Source organism: Chryseomicrobium sp. FSL W7-1435, assembly GCF_038595005.1.
Classification (GTDB): Bacteria; Bacillota; Bacilli; order Bacillales_A; family Planococcaceae; genus Chryseomicrobium.
In genome coordinates, this window is record NZ_CP151997.1 from 212,147 (window position 1) to 228,380 (window position 16,234).

Genomic DNA, 16,234 nt, shown 5'->3' on the forward strand with positions numbered 1-16,234 from the left:
GACTTCTCTTTTGTTTCTGAGTTAAAACTACGCCACGTCCCGCTTCGTAAACGTAACGAACGAAGCACCAAGGAACACAACGAGATAAATGACCAGCATCGTCACCGAAAATCCGAGCGTCATGCCGTCAATGAGTGGCGTTCCACCATCTGCATACTGTCCAAGATCGGTATTCGCAAACAAGATAAACTTGGCCCAGTCATACCGTGCCAAGAACAGCATCAAGCCACCACTCGACAACAACAGGAAGAGCGAAATCCCGATGGCCATTGCACTGCTTCGGAAAAGCGTCGAAATCATAAACGCGAGTGTCGTCATCATCACAAGTGACACCATACCGAATCCATATTCTTGCCAGATCGCCGTCAAGTAGTTCATCACCAGGTAGTCTCCTGACAATGTCGGAATTACAGAGGTCTGCGTGATATCATTGATCCCAAATAGGATAGCTCCCACAAGAATGGAACTTACAAATAACGTAAGTATTAGCACACCGGTGAAAATAAACACTGACAAATATTTCGCCAACAAAATTTTCGAACGATTGATTGGACGAATCAACAACAGTTTGATTGTGCCCCATTTAAATTCATTCGAGACAATCCCAGCCGCCGTGATAATCGCAAATAGGCTGACCACCAACATGATAAACGCATTGTCATAGGTAAATGCCCACGCATCATAAGGCCTTGGCTTTACATCCTCTTCCAGTGCCACATTGTTTTGTTCGATGCGCATCTGCTGCGTAAACCCACCAAAATCTCCGGCTTCTGCAATTTCAGCTTCTAGCGCAGTGTTCTCTTCAGCTAATTCGGTACGCCAGTCATTTGAATACTCTCTTGTATCCCACTCTTCTAAAAATGACTGTGTCATAATACCGGCACCAATCACCAGTAAAACAGTCAACCCAATCATTACCCATGCCGATTTGCGTCCAAATAGTTTCACTTGCTCGTTCCAGACGAGCTTCAAGAAGTTACCCAATGACATTCTCTCCAATCAAGTCGAAGAACTTGTCTTCGAGAGTTGCTTGCTGTTGCTCGACACTATAAATGGCCACACCTTTGGCCGTCAAGGCTTTGATTAAAATCGGAATCGTCTCACGAGACGTCGAGAACGTCAGTGTCGTCCCCTCTGTCACAACGTCTCCTGTCACATGCCCCTTCACAATCTGCAAAGCACCTTGCACTGGCTCGGCTTCTATCTGCACGATCAAGCCTGTCGCTTCCGATGCTTTCGACTGCACCATCTCAATCGCCACAAGCTCACCATTCTTGATGATCCCGATACGGTCACACATCAATTCAATTTCACTAAGCATATGACTCGACACGATGACCGCCACATTCGCTTCTTGCGCGAGTTTTCGTAAGTATAGGCGGATCTCCCGGATACCGGAAGGATCCAACCCATTCGTCGGTTCATCCAAAATCAGAATCGACGGATTATGTAATAAGGCCTGGGCAATCCCTAGTCGCTGACGCATCCCTAACGAATAACGTCCAGCCTTCTCATGTATCGCCTTCTCTAAACCTACAAGTGCGACCACTTCTCGAATACGGTCTTCTGAAATGCCTTCCATCATGCGGGCATACTGCTGAAGGTTCTTCCAGCCACTTAAGAAAGGATACATCTCCGGGTTCTCTACAATCGCACCGACATGACGCACCGCATCTTTGAAGTCTTTGCGGATACTCTTCCCCTCAATCAGCACATCGCCTTCCGTGATGTTGATCAAGCCCACCATCATCCGGATGGTCGTCGTCTTACCGGCACCATTTGGCCCCAAGAATCCAAACACTTCTCCGCTACGAATCTGGAAATTCAGGCCTTTGATAATTTCCTTTTTGCCAATCGTCTTTTTCAAGTTCACGATGTCCATCACTACAGTTTGTTCCTTCACAACCTCACTCCTTTATATATACTCTCTCCTTAGGTACGTATGAACTGGAAATTTGTTTCAAGTTTTGGGCATGTTTCTGGAAAATGTCTAGAAACTCTTTCGATTCTCTTGAACTTATCGGTATACTCTTAGCAAGATGGAAATAAAAATTCTCAGTTTTACTTATCCACAAAACAAGGAATTTTCTCATGCAGAAGGTTATCCACATGTTAATAGAAAATTAAAATGCGCTTATCCACAGAAATAGAATGAATTGTGCGCTTGAAAAGTTATACACAGACTTAACCCGCAAGAAAAAACCGCTCTTCCTGTTAGAAGAACGGATTCACTCACTGTTATTGTGTTTTCATACTTTTCTTAGTCATCATGAACAATTTATTAGCATTAAGACAAGCTCAGTAGAAAGATGAACGTACCTGTGTTGGACACCATTCTGCTTTCGTACAGACACCATTCGAGGCCTTGCCGAAGAATTGTGGCTAGTGCGAAAGCACGGGAGAATTGTGGCTGACACAGGTATGTGCGTTAGTAGAGAAATACCCTCTTCAAACTCAGTTATACTTCAAAAAATCCAACGCCAGCTTCTGTTCATCCTTCTCAGTAAACTGACGCACAAACTCTTTTCGCGCCTCCAGTGTTGGAAGCTCTCGGAAATGCGCTTGCACACTCTTCGCTAAAAACGCACTATCATAACCGACGTCTTCATTAACACGCACAAGTTCACTATAAAATCGACTATCTCTATGGCTCTCCAGCTGCAACTTCACCTTCTGCCATTTCGCCACGCGTGGCATCAATTTTGGTCGTTTGATCACCGTCATCTCGCTCTTCAACTGCATCAAAAAGCTCTCTACTTCGGAAAGGCATTCATCGAGCTTCGCGTAATTGTACGACTCCAGGTTCGGCAAAATCTGATCCTGATAGCGCATATAGCGCGTCTCGCGATACTCCATCTTATCGACATCACTTTTTTTCTTCAGCTTATTCAAATGCCATTCGTGCTTTTTATCATTCAAGTCCGTCAATGTCTTAAGCAGAGCTGGCGCCATGGCCAAAGCTGCCTTCACTTGACCCGGATTCTTTTTGGCATAGTCCATGCCTTTTGCGCCGAGTTCTTTGATAATTTCTAGTGGGATTTTGGACATTTGAAAGCCTCCGCTTTGTATCTGATTTTACTTCTATCCTACCACATGACCAAAAGAACCTAGCCAGCACTAAATAAACTTAAATGGAACGAGAACTCACCATCTCTAGCACAATCCAACTATGATAGTATTGTAAATAATGACAATCAACAGGATGGAGAGGGGCAAATTCCAATGAGCTTATTTCAAAAGTTGAGCGGCCTATTCACTACTAAACGCACCCCTTCAGGAACTACAATCCCCAAAAATGCTTGTTACTTTTGTAAGAAAAATTCGCGAGATATGCGGATGTACCGAAATGAAACCAATCAGAAAATTAAGGTTTGTCGCTTGTGTGTGGAGTATGCGGAGCGGCGGGGGTTTGGGAAGGTGTGAACCGTACATCCTTTCCTAACAAGAAGATAAGCTCTAAAGAAAGATGAATGTACCTGTGTTGGACACCATTCGAGGCCTTGCCGAAGAATTGTGGCTGACACAGGTATGTGGGTTGGGTGGAGAAAGCCAATCAGAATTTTTCTAACCAACATGCTTCTCGTTCTTTTTAGCTTTTAAGCTCTTAAAAAATCAATATTTATTTTTTCTCTGCTTTTTCCAGTTGATATAAATACAAATTCTTTTCTCTCTTCTAAACTTTCAATTTTACTAAAATATAACTGAAGACTTTCTGGCATAAAATTGCTAGTATAGTCAACTTCATTATTTAACCTTTTAAGTTCGTAATATAAGTTATTATCTCTTTTATTTTTTAATTGGGTACTAATCGATGTCCAATTAGATTTCCTCTTATTAATTAACGGTTTATTAATTAATATAGCTTCATTTTCTAACTGCTCAATAAAACTTTCTACTTCAGTAATTAATTGATCCAACTCTTCAAAATTATGATTATTTATATTTGGTAAGATCTCATTCTGAAATTTTATATATCTATCTTTTCTGTAATGCAGTTTCCCACGAGCCCTTTGGTCCTGTATTTTTTTTTCAAATCTTTCCGCTTCTGTTTTTTTTCTTTCATTTAAAAAATCCACTAATTTTTTGCTTCCACCTAGTGCTGTTAAAACTACTTGAGGATTTTTCTTTATAATCTCAATTCCTTTTTGACCGAGTGCCTTTAATACATCAACAGGTATTTTAGCCATTTTGACTCCTCCTAAAATTTCTCATCTTTCGAGTTTTTAATTTAAATTATAGATTATCAAAACTCTCTTTTTACTTTTGTTTAATCGCAATTAATATTTCAGGCGAATAGTTTAAATCTCTAACTTTTTGGTACCAGTTTACTAACTCGAGTTTGAATGTAATAGATTTGGAATTGTTGAAATTTACACTACCATCTTCTTGAATCAAATTTTTTGTAGTAGTTACTAATAGCATCCCGATTTTCTTTACAGAATTTATTCCATAAACATTAAGCAATTCTTCTTCAGTAGAATAAATCATAGCACTATTAGTTGATTGATATACGCATGTACGAAATTTTGAGAGATCGCCTAGTTTAACATGTATTAATTTTCTTTCAGTTTTGTCATATAAATCAGCAAACTCAACATTCTTATATTTTTCGTGTTCATTAAGTCTATCTAAAAAAATATAATCAAAATTTGCTTCTAAGTAGCGATTATAAACATATTCAGCATATTTTATATTATCTGGACCCATTTTTCTTTCACGTTGTTTTATTACTTTCTCAATTCCAGACTTATTATAATTAAATTTCGAGTCGTATTTTGATATCTCATTTACTATCAAGATTTGTGCCTTGACATGTTCTAAAAATGATTTATTTAACTTTGCCCATTTTCCTTCAAAAAGACAATACCGCTGTTTATTATGTATAGTACTGTAATCCAATAGTTCAAGTACTGGATATTTTATTGTTTTATCCTCATTTGATAAATAAATATTTTTTAAATCACCCAAATCTTCTAATTCACTAAGCTTATTAACAATTTCTTCAAGATTATAAAAAACCGAATTGAGTGTCTTTGATCTTTGTATAAAAAGTTTTTCGTCTTTAAAAGGCTCAAATAGTTCACCGCCTTTATTTATCATTTCTAATAAAGTAAAAGAATTATACTCTTTTTTCACTAAAGAATTTACTAGTTTTTTCTCAAGCTCTACTTTTACCTCTAAACTTTTCTCAAATACCATTCTTGGTAAAGACACAATAGGGTCAAATTCTTTATGAATATACTCTAATTCTAATAGTATTTTAATTAAAGTTAATGGGATGATTTTACTGTTTACTAATTTTACTGAAGTACCAAATTTAATATTTTTTTTAAACTCATTTAGGTAAAAGTCATCTTTTATATTCTCTTTTTTCGAAGTTACAAATATATCACTGATGACTTGATTGTTACTTTCACCAATGTTCGGTGTTGGAAGAACCTTATTTTTATACTGTATATATTCTCTACTTTTTGCATTATTAATATATGAAGATTGTTTACTAGTAATGCTTTCTTTCACAAGAATTCTCTCTGCTATATCTAAACCAAAGTTTAAATCTGAATTACTTTGAGCTAAATGATGAGCTCTACCATATGAAATAAAGAAGATAGTCTTATTAATTTTTATTAATATACACCCAAAGTGTAATGAGTATATAGTATCTGTATTGATACTATACCTAAAAAAATTTTCCCATTGATTTAACCAAGTCACATTATCTTTAGAGTTAACTTTATCTCCAAAATAATAAAATTCACAACTAGCTTTAGAGGTTATATTTGCGCAATCCCTATCATAAGAAACAGTTTTACGAACTCCATATTTTTCTAATCCTGCATCGGAGATTAGTTTTTTAGCTTCCTTTAATGAACAGTCTAATTTATATATATTTGCCTCCATAAGTTACCTCCATAATTAATAGAAATAGATAAGAATTAGGATACCTTTCATTTTTTATCACTATATCTCCACTATAACCAAATACTAACAACACAGCATCATTTATTTACAGAATTATCTTAATATGTACAGATGCTACTAGTATAATGAAGGCAATAACCATTTATGAAATGAGGACATACAATGCCAATCTACAACAAACTCATCCGAGATCGCATCTTAGAAATCATCGAAAAAGACGGTAAGACTTATGATATGGAGATGCTATCTAAAGAACGTCATGCAGAAGAGATTAAAGCGAAGCTGACAGAAGAAGTGCAGGAGTATCAAGCAACTCAAAACAACCATGATGCACTAGAAGAACTCGCAGATATTCTGGAGTTGGTTCATGCTGCTCTTCCCCTACATAATGCAACATACGAACAGTTGGAAGAAGTGCGCGTTAAGAAGAAGGAAAAACGTGGTGGATTTGATAAAGGGATTTATTTGATTGAGGTGCATGATGACTGAGATTCGGTTCATCACACAAAACCTAGTCTCGAATTTGGAACAGCAATTAGAACAAGCTACGACTGTCTACTGGATTACTGCATTTGCAATGAAGTCGGGTGTGGACCTGGTACTTCCTAGTTTAGTAGATGCCGCAAAGCGTGGAGCAGACATAAAACTTTTAGTGGGCGATTATTTATCTATTACGCAGCCAGAAGCTTTGCGACGGTTAATTGATGCAGTGCCAGAAGCAGAAGTACGCATTTATCAGAGCCATGGACTTTCCTTTCACCCAAAAGCGTATTTGTTCCGAAATACTACAGAGAATACATTGATTGTTGGATCTTCCAACCTTTCAAAATCTGCGCTGACAAACGGAATTGAATGGAGTCTTTCTGTGCCAACACCACTTGAAGAACCACTATTTGAAGAAGCTGCAACTGAGTTTATGCGTCTGTTTTATCACCCTCAAACTCTACCTGTGAATTCTGAAACTCTTCTTTTATATGAAGCTAAGTACAACGAAAACAATAAGGCTATGCCACTCAGTTCTCTCTGGGCAAAGCAAGATGAGATTGAAGTGATGTTTGGAACAGACGGAACAGATCATGAGCCTGTCTTGATTGAAACGAACGAAATTTATTCAACAGATGTCACTCCCCGTCCAGCACAGGAATTGGCGTTGAAAGCTCTGGAGGAGTCAATGGAGGAAGAGTACGATAAGGCTCTTGCCGTTATGGCGACGGGTTTAGGCAAGACGTATCTTGCTGCTTTTTTCGCAGAACGTTTCAAACGTGTTCTCTTCGTCGCACATAGAGAAGAAATTTTATATCAAGCACGTGACTCTTTCCAACATGTTCATAATTCGAAGAAGACCGGACTTTACAACGCAACACACAAAGACATAGACGTAGATTTCTTATTTGCATCGGTGGCAACACTTAGCCAAGAACACCATCTAGCTAAGTTCCAGTCCGAAGAATTTGATTTGATTGTTGTTGATGAGTTCCACCACGCGACAGCCCCAAGTTATATGCGCATCATCAATCATTTCAAACCTAGATTTTTATTAGGCATCACTGCCACACCTCACCGATTAGACAATAGTGATGTATTCGGGATTTGTGATGGGAATGTCGCTATTACAATTAACTTCTTAGATGCCATTCAAAAACAATGGCTGGCCCCTTTTAAGTATTTTGGAGTTTATGACGATACGGATTATAGTCAATTACGTTGGGTTGGAACTGGCTACGCGGAGGAAGATCTTGCTCGAGTTCAGCTCCGTGAGTCGATGGCAGAAATGATTTTCTCAGAGTGGCAATCAAAAAAGCAGACGCGTACAATCGGGTTCTGTTCTTCCGTTCGCCAAGCACAGTTCTTAGCAAACTACTTCAAACAACAAGGCATTCATGCGATTAGTCTAGATGCCAAGTCGGACCCAGATATACGGAAAAGTGCGCGACAAAAGTTAAACGATGGAGAGCTCGAAATTATCTTTACTGTGGACCTTTTCAATGAAGGGGTAGATATCCCAAAGGTAGATACACTTCTATTTGTTCGGCCTACCGAATCTCTCGCTGTCTTCACCCAACAAATTGGGCGTGGTTTGCGACTTGGCGATGGAAAAGATCATTGTGTGATTATCGATTTGATTGGGAACTATAGAAATGCAGATTTAAAGTGGCGGGTTTTTTCTCCGGAAGATAGTACTGCTAAGGGTGTTGCAAACATTGCGGATGCACTACCTATGGATTGTGAAATTCATCTAGACACGCAAGTAGTAGACCTTGTTCAACATATGATTCGCAAATATAGAAAACCAAAAGATGTTCTGCTATCTCATTACTATGAATTGAAAGCGGATCTCGGTCGCCGTCCAACCTATCATGAATTTCATTTGCAAACACCTTTGGATACTCTATCAATTAGAAGAGAATTTGGTTCCTATTTTAACTTAATACAAGAAGCTGGCGATTTAAGTACTCATGAAGAGCGAATCTTGAGAGACTACCAAGCTTGGTTGGTTGAAGTAGAAAAGACTAGTATGACTAAGAGTTATAAAATGACTCTTCTTCACTGTATGCTGCAGCGAGGCCCAGCTGAATGGTTTAAACCAGTCTTAGCTGAAGATGTAGCGGTATGCTTTTACGGATTTCTTTGGGAGAAGAAATATCGACGAGATATCGACTTTACTCCTGCTCAACAAATCAAGTTTTCAAGCTTTGATGAAAAGAAAATTGCCAAGCATATTGAAGATAACCCGATGAAGTTTTGGAGTGGCAAACAAGATGGTATGGTAAAATTCGAGGATAAACATTTTTGGTTTGATTTTGATGTGGCAGTTGAAGATCAAGAGATTTTATTTCAGTGGACTAAGCAGATTTGTGAGTTTCGGTTGCATTGGTATTTCGAACGCAAATCACAATAAAGTTAATCACAAATAAAGCTGTGCAGAAATCCTTTGCACAGCTTGTTTTTATTTATGCAGATAAATAACACTTTGATTAGAATAATATCTCCGTTTTAAAGCATACTAAAATGTTCAAATGCTGCTTTAATATGTAATTGCTTCTCCTGAGGACACGGATATTTTCTAGAATTCGGATCAATCCTTCTAGTAGACTGACTTGGATTTAAACCATAGATTTCCTTACAATGAGCAATCCAACAGCTTTTAGCAGAGTAACCATACTCACTTTTTACAAACTGTTGAATTTGTTTATAAGTTGCCATTTATAGTATCCCCCCACTATTTAATAGTTCACCTGCCACCGCATCCAACTTCTTTTTTATAAGATGAAATTCACCACTCAAGTCCAAAGTTGTTACTGTAATTTTTTTGCCGCTTATAAAATATGTTTGGTTAGGAACAATATCTTCATTAGTTTTTGCATACAAGAGCATTCCTTCTACAGTCCCTTGAAATCTCGCAGCTTTATTGGTTACATAAGTATGCAATTGATAGAGATTATTTGAATGAATTGTTTTAGTCCCATAGAGACTATGTGTCTGCATCGTTTGACTGTAAAATTTTGTATCAATAATTAGACTAACCCCTCTGCAGGTTAATGTGATATCTGTCTTCATTCTCGGTAGCATCGCACTCTCCCCAGCAGTAATATCCCAATCAATCGTTGGAGAGGCTGCTTTAACCTGAGGATGGTGTTTCTTGAAATATTCCAATACAAAGCGTTCGTATAGTGTGTGAAGAGCTTGATCATCTAGAGTACTTGATACTTTATTTGTACCTTCTTTCTCTGTTAATAAATAGCCCTTACTTACAAATTCACAAATAGCTAGTATAACCCGGTAACTTGAATGGTGCTTAGCAACTCTTAGGCTAGACCATTTGATTGACTTTAAGTTAACTTCATTTACATTATCGAAATAGAAAAGCAGTTTTTTTAAATGCTGTTTCTGTGGTTCTGCTACTTGTGTTGAAAAGAGTAGTGAGCGAATAGTAGATTTTACAATTTTGTTTATAAGCGTATTCTCCAGATACTCGTCCCTATTACAAATTAATTTCTTTTTAATATGACTATTTTGTTTGATTGAATCGCTGAGATTAATTTTACCTCTTGGCATGATAAGTGCTTCCGTCACTTCTTGATAATCTTTCGCTAACCCTAACTTTATTTGTCGACTCATTTCTAAATGCAACAATTCCGCTAATAGGCATTGAATAGTTTCAAATTTTTCAGGTTGAATATTTTTATAGCCTTTGCGTCCTAATGTTCGAAAAGCATAGGTAATCATGTAATAAATATTTTCAATCTTAATCATTTAAAACACTCCGGAGTTTTGTAGACCATTCTACTACTTTATCAGGAGAATCAAACCAGTACTCTTCTAATAAAGGAATTAATTCATACTCTATAACCGTTTCTAACCAAGTAACATCTACTGACTTTGAAGTGAACAAGTAGCTATGTCCAATAACAAACCCACGCCCTAGACTTTCATCATCAGAAATTTGATCATTGAGTTGCTTTATAAGTGATACAAGAGTATTTAGTTGAGGTAATTTGGCGTTCAACAAAAACTCTTGATATCCCATCGAATCAAATGCAGGCGTTAGTTCCATAAACGCAAATCTTCTACGTAAAGCATAATCCATCATTGCTAAGCTTCTATCCGCAGTGTTCATCATACCTATGATATGTACATTTTTAGGAACATTAAAAAGTTCATTTTTATATAAAAGCCTTAGCTTCTCACCACGTTTATCCGCTTCAATTAGCATTAATAATTCGCCAAAAATTTTACTTAAATTCCCTCGATTAATTTCATCAATGATAAAGAAATAAGCTCGATCACTGTCTTCCTCAGCCTCTTTACAGAATGTATAAAAAGGTCCATATTGAATTTCAAACCCTGTTTCTGTAGGTTTGTATCCCATTATAAAGTCTTCATAACTATAACTTTGGTGGAATTGTACCATTTTTACACGAGTAGTATCCTTTTCACCCATTAACGAATAAGCTAATCTCTTAGCAGCGAATGTTTTACCTACTCCAGGGGCACCTTGCAAAATAAGATTTTGCTTAAAATTAACTAGATTTTCTAGGCGATTATAAGCTTGATCATTGATGAAAACTTCATTTAAGAAATCCTCTTTAGTATATTTCTCATATTGAGGTAACATAGGTTCTATCTCATCTTCACTCTCTGAATCGAATATACTTTGTAATTGCTCAACATACTCTGGATAATCTGTAATATCCGTTAACAATTTTGTAGCTGCTGTTCCTGGATGTTCCCAAATTCCATAATCTGTCCATTCCACTCTCCGAATATTTTGATAGTCAGCTAAAGAATCGTCAAAATAATAATCCGAGCTGACAATACCTCTTCCAATAATTCTACTAATGCCTTTTTTGACGAAGATAACATCACCCTTTTGCACTTCATTAGCAAACTGCCATAGAGCATGACCTGCATTTTTATAAGTCTGATTTTCATCATAATGATTCTTAAGTGCTTCTTTAATCTCACTCTTTGTAGAATAGTTGGTTATGTCACCTATTTTCGATCTTCCGACTGCCATAATTCCTTTTTCATAAAACTCTTCCCATTTATGCGATCCCTGTCCCGCTGAATATATCCAATAATGCGTTTCTCGCGGTTCATTGTTTGCAATTTCTATTATTTCTTCATTTACTTGTTCATTAGAGTATAACCATGCTTTATAAGATAAATCAGGAAAGTTAGTTTGAGAAATTGTGTAATCTTTGAACGCTCTTCGGAATCTCTCACTTATAGCGTAATAAGCTTTTCCATCAGGTAAATGATAAGGATTATGATCATAAAAGATAGCTTCCAAAATGTCTGCTTCCTTAGCAAAATAATTACGATTTTTCTGATCTAGACTAACATAAAAGAAAGGTCTTACCCAAAATAAACCCATAGTAATATTCCAACGGATTTTGTATTGTTTCATGATTTTGGAAAAAGAATCAATAAATTTTTGTTTGGTGTGCTGCTCAGGTTGATCTGCGTGTTCTAATGAAAGTTCAAAGAAATCCCAAAGATTTTGAATATCTGTTGGTTTACGATCTCTTTGATTGCCAAAAAACCATGACGCCATATTATTAATTAATGGAATGCCATTAAAAGTTGTTGGCACTTCAGATTTCAAGTCGAAAATCCTTTTTATTTCATTTAGAATCAAAATTCGATTATTATCTGAAATCCCTTTATTAAATGTTCCGAAGACAGTAAACGGATCCACATCATCTAGCTGTACGTCCAGTCCACTACTTCGATCTACAAATGGATTTTTTAATGATAAATTCTTAAATAGTTGATTAAATAGCTTTAGTAATTCCTCACGATTATTTTTGTATTGAAGTAGTTTAGTGGCAAATTCACTATAAATTTCAGTCCATTGGTATGTATCATTTTTCATGTAAATTTCTCCTTTAAGAAGTTAAATGTTATTACTTTGCATTTCATCTCTTTGGTAAACATTCAAGAATAATTTAAAAAAATCCTTTATTTTGTGCTGTATTGCTAATAATTATTCGGCTGCACAACGATAGTCAAGTAATTAGGGGACAGGCATCGCCACAATTCTCCCGCAGATTTGAACCAGCCACAATTTTTCGGCAAAGCCTCAAATTGAGTCTGATTCAAATCTAGAATGGTGTCGCTGTCTGTCCCCTAGTTGGGATGGAATCTGCGGCGAGCTATGCTCGCCTTGATTCAGGATAAAGATGCTAGAATTCTTTGATTTAGTAAGAAGAAGCTAAACTTCTAAAAGAAGTTTGGCTTTTGGTCTTGGACTTGAAATGATTACTGAAACCAATGAGCGAAAAACTCCGTAAACAAATTATACATTCAATATAGAAAGGAGCCCCAAAATGTCCGGAGCCTTAATCAATCTTCTAGTGATCATTCCCCTTCTCATCCTAGCCGTCTACCTCTCCCAAGGCAAAGGCGCTTTTCTGATTGCGGGTTACAACACGATGCCGAAAGAGGAAAAAGCGAAGTATGATGAGGTCGCGTTATGCAAATTCAGGGGAAAAGTACTGTACGGGATCTGCTTCAGTTTGGTACTGCTCTCTCTAAGTGAATGGCTAGAAATTCCCGCTCTGCTATGGATGGGTATTGCGCTGATGATAGGACTACTTGTTTTTACGCTTGTGTATTCAAATACGGGGAATCGTTTCCGTCAGCAGTAGATCCAGCTCAGTTGCGAGCTGGATTTTTATTTATCGTAAAATAAATTGGAAATATAAAGGATTAAAGTTTACTTTACTTTTTGATAAGTTTACTTTATTATCGAAAGTAAGAGGTGAAGCAGATGAAAAATGAGATGGGCGATTCGATTGCCAATAAGGTCTATGAACACCGGGTTCTTGCCAAACTGACGCAGGCAGAGCTTGGGAAGGCTGTTGGGGTATCGAAGCAAACGATTTTTGTTATGGAAAAAGGCAATTATGTGCCGTCGCTGCTCTTGGCTTTCCGGATTGCTGATTTTTTCAAGGTGGAAATCGGGGATATTTTTACGTATGTAAAGGGGATGGATGAGAAATGAGGATAGATCACGTAGGGGCATTTGTTTTTTCTCCGCTGATGGACTGGGCCGAGCAATCGAATGCGAATTTTAATATGGTACTGATGGCGAGCTTAGGGCTTTTACTTTTGGGAGCAGCGCTCATCACGGTTTACTATTACCGGATCGGGAAGCCTGATGAGCGGACGAATCAAATTTATTTGAAGAGCACGTTCGTCTTGCTAGGCGCGGTAATTCTAGGAGATTTTATTCTGCCAAAAGAAGAAATGTGGACGATTTTCTTTGTACTCAAGTACGGGGTGGCATTTATCACTACTGGTGTATACTTGGCGATGCAATATAAGCGGGAGTTTGCGGGGTAATCAAAAAAAACATGTTGGATATGTAGACTTGTCATGAATAACCCTTATAGTCTTGATATTTTCTTTAACTATGGATAAGTATTTCATAGGTTACATTCTTGTATCATCTTCGTGTACAACGTTTTTTGAATCACTTAGAGGGAATGTATAAGGTGTACCACAAATTAAGGGATTGGAGGAATCGTACATGGCAAATCGAAAGAGTGATCAGAAAATCCGTCGTGAAGAAGCCGAACGCAAAGTTGGCGAAGACACTTCGTACAATCCTGATCAGATAATTAACGATGAGCTTGACGAAAAAGGCGGTCAGATTAGTTCTTCAAGCCACTCCACTAACCATTCATCAGACGACGTGACATGGAGCAAAGAGGATGTTGCTCGTAAAGGTAAAAAACCTGACCAAAGCGGAATCAACTCCTCCGGCTCGTAATTCAATAGATACATGGGAGAAGGCGTTGGTGCCTTCTCTTTTTAATTATTTAAAGCCTTGTCAATCACGTCAGCCTCTTTACGGAGTCGCATGTAATAGATGAGCCAGACGATACCCGAAGTCTTAGTAATAAAAAGACCTGTTACGTGTAAGTGCATTGATAATTTGGTTTTTCTTTGAAATGAAGAAGAAGTTTTATTGGCGAAAGTTCGTGTGCGTATTTTCAGCGCTACTCTTTGGGAACCTGCTTCCAACGATTCCTGTCTCTATTTAAAATTGGATTTTACTGGAGGCATTTAGATGTGGATTCTATTTGGCATGATTGCCATATTAATGACAGGCATTAATTTTTTCCTGTATGCACTAGGCAAAGACTACAAACTCGCTATGGCGCTGGCTCTTTCGTTTACAGCACTTACACTTTGTGCGGATTATAGTTATTTAAATAACTGGGTACAAGCAGAGGATTGGTCGGCACTAGCAGATGTAGTGCCTGGCATGTCGAGGGCGCTTTGGGTTTTGACGATAGCGTCCATCTTGCTCAATATAACGCCAATCTTTTTAGAGCGAGTCTATAAACGAACTTAATATCAAGTTAGTAAAAAGGTGCGTACGCTATGTACACACCTTTTTTAACTATTCAAACTGTATGTATAGTACTCCTGCGCATGGTGGACTTTGAACCCAACAGACTCGTACAAGCGCAGTGCATGCGCGTTTGTCGCTTCGACCTCTAAATGGACCGAGTATCCTGCTTCACTTTGGTCTTTCACAACCCTGCGAAGGACATTGCGGCCGATTCCTTTTCCTTGGTGTTCAGGTAAAATTGCAAACCCGTAGATCCACGCTTGGTCTTCTTCTCGCTTCACGCGCACTTTCCCAACCGGTTCTCCTTCCACCTCAATCATCCACAAATCTGTGTCCGGTTCCGCGGTGATGCGTCCTTCTGTTGCGAGTGAATCTTCCCGTGTCAGTCCAAATGCTTTGATATCCAGTTGCACACGAAGTTCTCTATCTCTGTCTTCCGCAGGTCGCAGTGTAAACCCTGTTGCTTCCGGTAATTCAACTGGCTGCCACTGCATTTGATGTTCAGTGAACGAGTAGATAGCTCCTTTCATTTGTAAGAATGCTTTTGCTGCTTCAGAAGAAGCCGGTGCATTCATTAAGATTTTTGTGAATCCGAGTTTCGATACGGTCGACATCACTTCATCAAACAGGCGTGTAAAATGACCCTCACGACGAGAGTTCGGCTTTACCATTCCTGTGACTTCTACAGTAGACCCAAAACCATAGAGCCCAAGAAACGCTACGAGTTCGTCGTTTTCATAATGGAGAAAATCATACTCATTGGATTCTCGATCTTCGAGCATCTCCCAGTTCAGTTTCATCTCAAGGTTGTCATGAGCTTCCACTTCTTTTTGCAATGCCTTGATGGCTTTTAATTCTTCCAGCGTCCTCATGGTGTCTTTCCTCCTTGTTTCCATCTCACTAGTTCTTGCAAAACGCTGTTTTCACGTTCGATGTAGAAATTCTTAAACGGGTCGATGGGAATCGCCTTGTTCGCTTCAATCGCTGCTTCTGGCGTGATCCATACTCTATGAAAACCTTCTCGTATTTCCTTTTCTGTTAACTTTACGGGCTGTTGTTCCCATGAGTTCAAATGGACATTGTAATACGGAGACCTTAAGTGATACCAAGCGCCTTTTTGAATCCGGTCGGGGTGCGCTTGTACGGCCTGGCCTGCCAGTTCCCGAATCACGAAATCTGTATATCCTGTCTCTTCAATCAGCTCTCGTGCAAGTGCCTGCTTGTCACTCTCTCCTGCCTCCACACCTCCCCCAGGAAACTTGTAGTCTCCGCGGTTCGATTTCATCATAAGTAAGTTCTGACCATTCCAGATGATTGCGCGAACTCCGGTGCGGGAAATCACTTTTACATTTGCCGGAATAGAATTTCCCAACGTAATTTCAAATTTAGTAGTAGTTTTCATAGTTGCATTCCTTCCCTATGACCTGGTCTCAAGTTCCCCGT

At 38.3% G+C, this 16,234-nt stretch carries 17 protein-coding genes; 7 read left to right on the plus strand and 10 right to left on the minus strand.

Features of this window, described 5'->3' with window-relative positions; translation table 11 throughout:
• Window positions 1–27 precede the first annotated feature (27 nt).
• The 5 genes from MKY84_RS01165 to MKY84_RS01185 form a co-directional block, all read right to left on the minus strand.
• Window positions 28–990 carry an ABC transporter permease gene (locus tag MKY84_RS01165; protein ID WP_342527203.1) on the minus strand — a complete coding sequence of 321 codons (963 nt, stop codon included), beginning with the start codon at window positions 988–990 and terminating at the stop codon, window positions 28–30.
• Window positions 977–1,882 carry an ABC transporter ATP-binding protein gene (locus MKY84_RS01170; protein ID WP_342528833.1) on the minus strand — a complete coding sequence of 302 codons (906 nt, stop codon included), beginning with the start codon at window positions 1,880–1,882 and terminating at the stop codon, window positions 977–979. The genes MKY84_RS01165 and MKY84_RS01170 overlap by 14 nt, the downstream gene beginning before the upstream one ends.
• 572 nt (window positions 1,883–2,454) lie before the next feature.
• Complete coding sequence (locus tag MKY84_RS01175; protein WP_342527205.1) at window positions 2,455–3,048, minus strand: hypothetical protein; 594 nt, start codon at window positions 3,046–3,048, stop codon at window positions 2,455–2,457.
• Between the two features lie 548 nt (window positions 3,049–3,596).
• A complete protein-coding gene (locus MKY84_RS01180) occupies window positions 3,597–4,187 on the minus strand; it encodes a hypothetical protein (protein WP_342527207.1) in 591 nt (196 codons plus the stop codon).
• A gap of 70 nt (window positions 4,188–4,257) precedes the next feature.
• Window positions 4,258–5,901, minus strand: coding sequence for a DUF6119 family protein (locus MKY84_RS01185; protein WP_342527209.1), 1,644 nt, complete (start codon window positions 5,899–5,901; stop codon window positions 4,258–4,260).
• A 183-nt stretch (window positions 5,902–6,084) separates the two neighbouring features.
• On the opposite strand from MKY84_RS01185, the gene MKY84_RS01190 reads away from it, so the two are divergent.
• Window positions 6,085–6,411 (plus strand): nucleoside triphosphate pyrophosphohydrolase, encoded by a 327-nt coding sequence (locus tag MKY84_RS01190; RefSeq protein ID WP_342527210.1) that lies wholly within the window; start codon window positions 6,085–6,087, stop codon window positions 6,409–6,411.
• A complete protein-coding gene (locus tag MKY84_RS01195; RefSeq protein ID WP_342527212.1) occupies window positions 6,404–8,821 on the plus strand; it encodes a DEAD/DEAH box helicase family protein in 2,418 nt (805 codons plus the stop codon). Before MKY84_RS01190 ends, MKY84_RS01195 begins: the two co-directional genes overlap by 8 nt.
• 95 nt (window positions 8,822–8,916) lie before the next feature.
• Here MKY84_RS01195 and MKY84_RS01200 read toward each other — a convergent pair whose 3' ends face one another.
• The 3 genes from MKY84_RS01200 to MKY84_RS01210 are packed head-to-tail and all read right to left on the minus strand — an operon-like array spanning window position 8,917 to window position 12,301.
• Window positions 8,917–9,126, minus strand: a complete 210-nt coding sequence (locus MKY84_RS01200) for a hypothetical protein (RefSeq protein WP_342527214.1) — start codon at window positions 9,124–9,126, stop codon at window positions 8,917–8,919.
• The gene (locus MKY84_RS01205; RefSeq protein WP_342527215.1) at window positions 9,127–10,176 is read right to left on the minus strand and encodes a 5-methylcytosine-specific restriction endonuclease system specificity protein McrC; all 1,050 of its coding nucleotides are present in this window, start codon (window positions 10,174–10,176) and stop codon (window positions 9,127–9,129) included. It lies immediately after the preceding gene.
• Window positions 10,169–12,301, minus strand: coding sequence for an AAA family ATPase (locus MKY84_RS01210; RefSeq protein ID WP_342527216.1), 2,133 nt, complete (start codon window positions 12,299–12,301; stop codon window positions 10,169–10,171). Before MKY84_RS01210 ends, MKY84_RS01205 begins: the two co-directional genes overlap by 8 nt.
• A gap of 454 nt (window positions 12,302–12,755) precedes the next feature.
• Here MKY84_RS01210 and MKY84_RS01215 point away from each other — a divergent pair, with 454 nt between their 5' ends.
• From MKY84_RS01215 to MKY84_RS01235, 5 genes are all read left to right on the plus strand, one after another.
• Window positions 12,756–13,076, plus strand: a complete 321-nt coding sequence (locus MKY84_RS01215; protein WP_342527218.1) for a DUF3784 domain-containing protein — start codon at window positions 12,756–12,758, stop codon at window positions 13,074–13,076.
• Between the two features lie 122 nt (window positions 13,077–13,198).
• On the plus strand, window positions 13,199–13,432 hold the full coding sequence (locus MKY84_RS01220) for a helix-turn-helix transcriptional regulator (protein WP_342527219.1): 234 nt from the start codon (window positions 13,199–13,201) through the stop codon (window positions 13,430–13,432).
• Entirely contained in the window at window positions 13,429–13,773 is a 345-nt protein-coding gene (locus MKY84_RS01225) for a DUF2178 domain-containing protein (RefSeq protein WP_342527221.1), read from the plus strand. The genes MKY84_RS01220 and MKY84_RS01225 overlap by 4 nt, the downstream gene beginning before the upstream one ends.
• 187 nt (window positions 13,774–13,960) lie before the next feature.
• Window positions 13,961–14,203, plus strand: coding sequence for a hypothetical protein (locus MKY84_RS01230; RefSeq protein WP_342527223.1), 243 nt, complete (start codon window positions 13,961–13,963; stop codon window positions 14,201–14,203).
• 300 nt (window positions 14,204–14,503) lie between these two features.
• The gene (locus tag MKY84_RS01235) at window positions 14,504–14,791 is read left to right on the plus strand and encodes a hypothetical protein (protein WP_342527225.1); all 288 of its coding nucleotides are present in this window, start codon (window positions 14,504–14,506) and stop codon (window positions 14,789–14,791) included.
• Between the two features lie 44 nt (window positions 14,792–14,835).
• On the opposite strand, the gene MKY84_RS01240 is transcribed toward MKY84_RS01235, so the two are convergent.
• Complete coding sequence (locus MKY84_RS01240) at window positions 14,836–15,663, minus strand: GNAT family N-acetyltransferase (protein ID WP_342527226.1); 828 nt, start codon at window positions 15,661–15,663, stop codon at window positions 14,836–14,838.
• On the minus strand, window positions 15,660–16,193 hold the full coding sequence (locus tag MKY84_RS01245; protein WP_342527227.1) for an NUDIX domain-containing protein: 534 nt from the start codon (window positions 16,191–16,193) through the stop codon (window positions 15,660–15,662). Before MKY84_RS01245 ends, MKY84_RS01240 begins: the two co-directional genes overlap by 4 nt.
• Window positions 16,194–16,234: the final 41 nt, after the last annotated feature.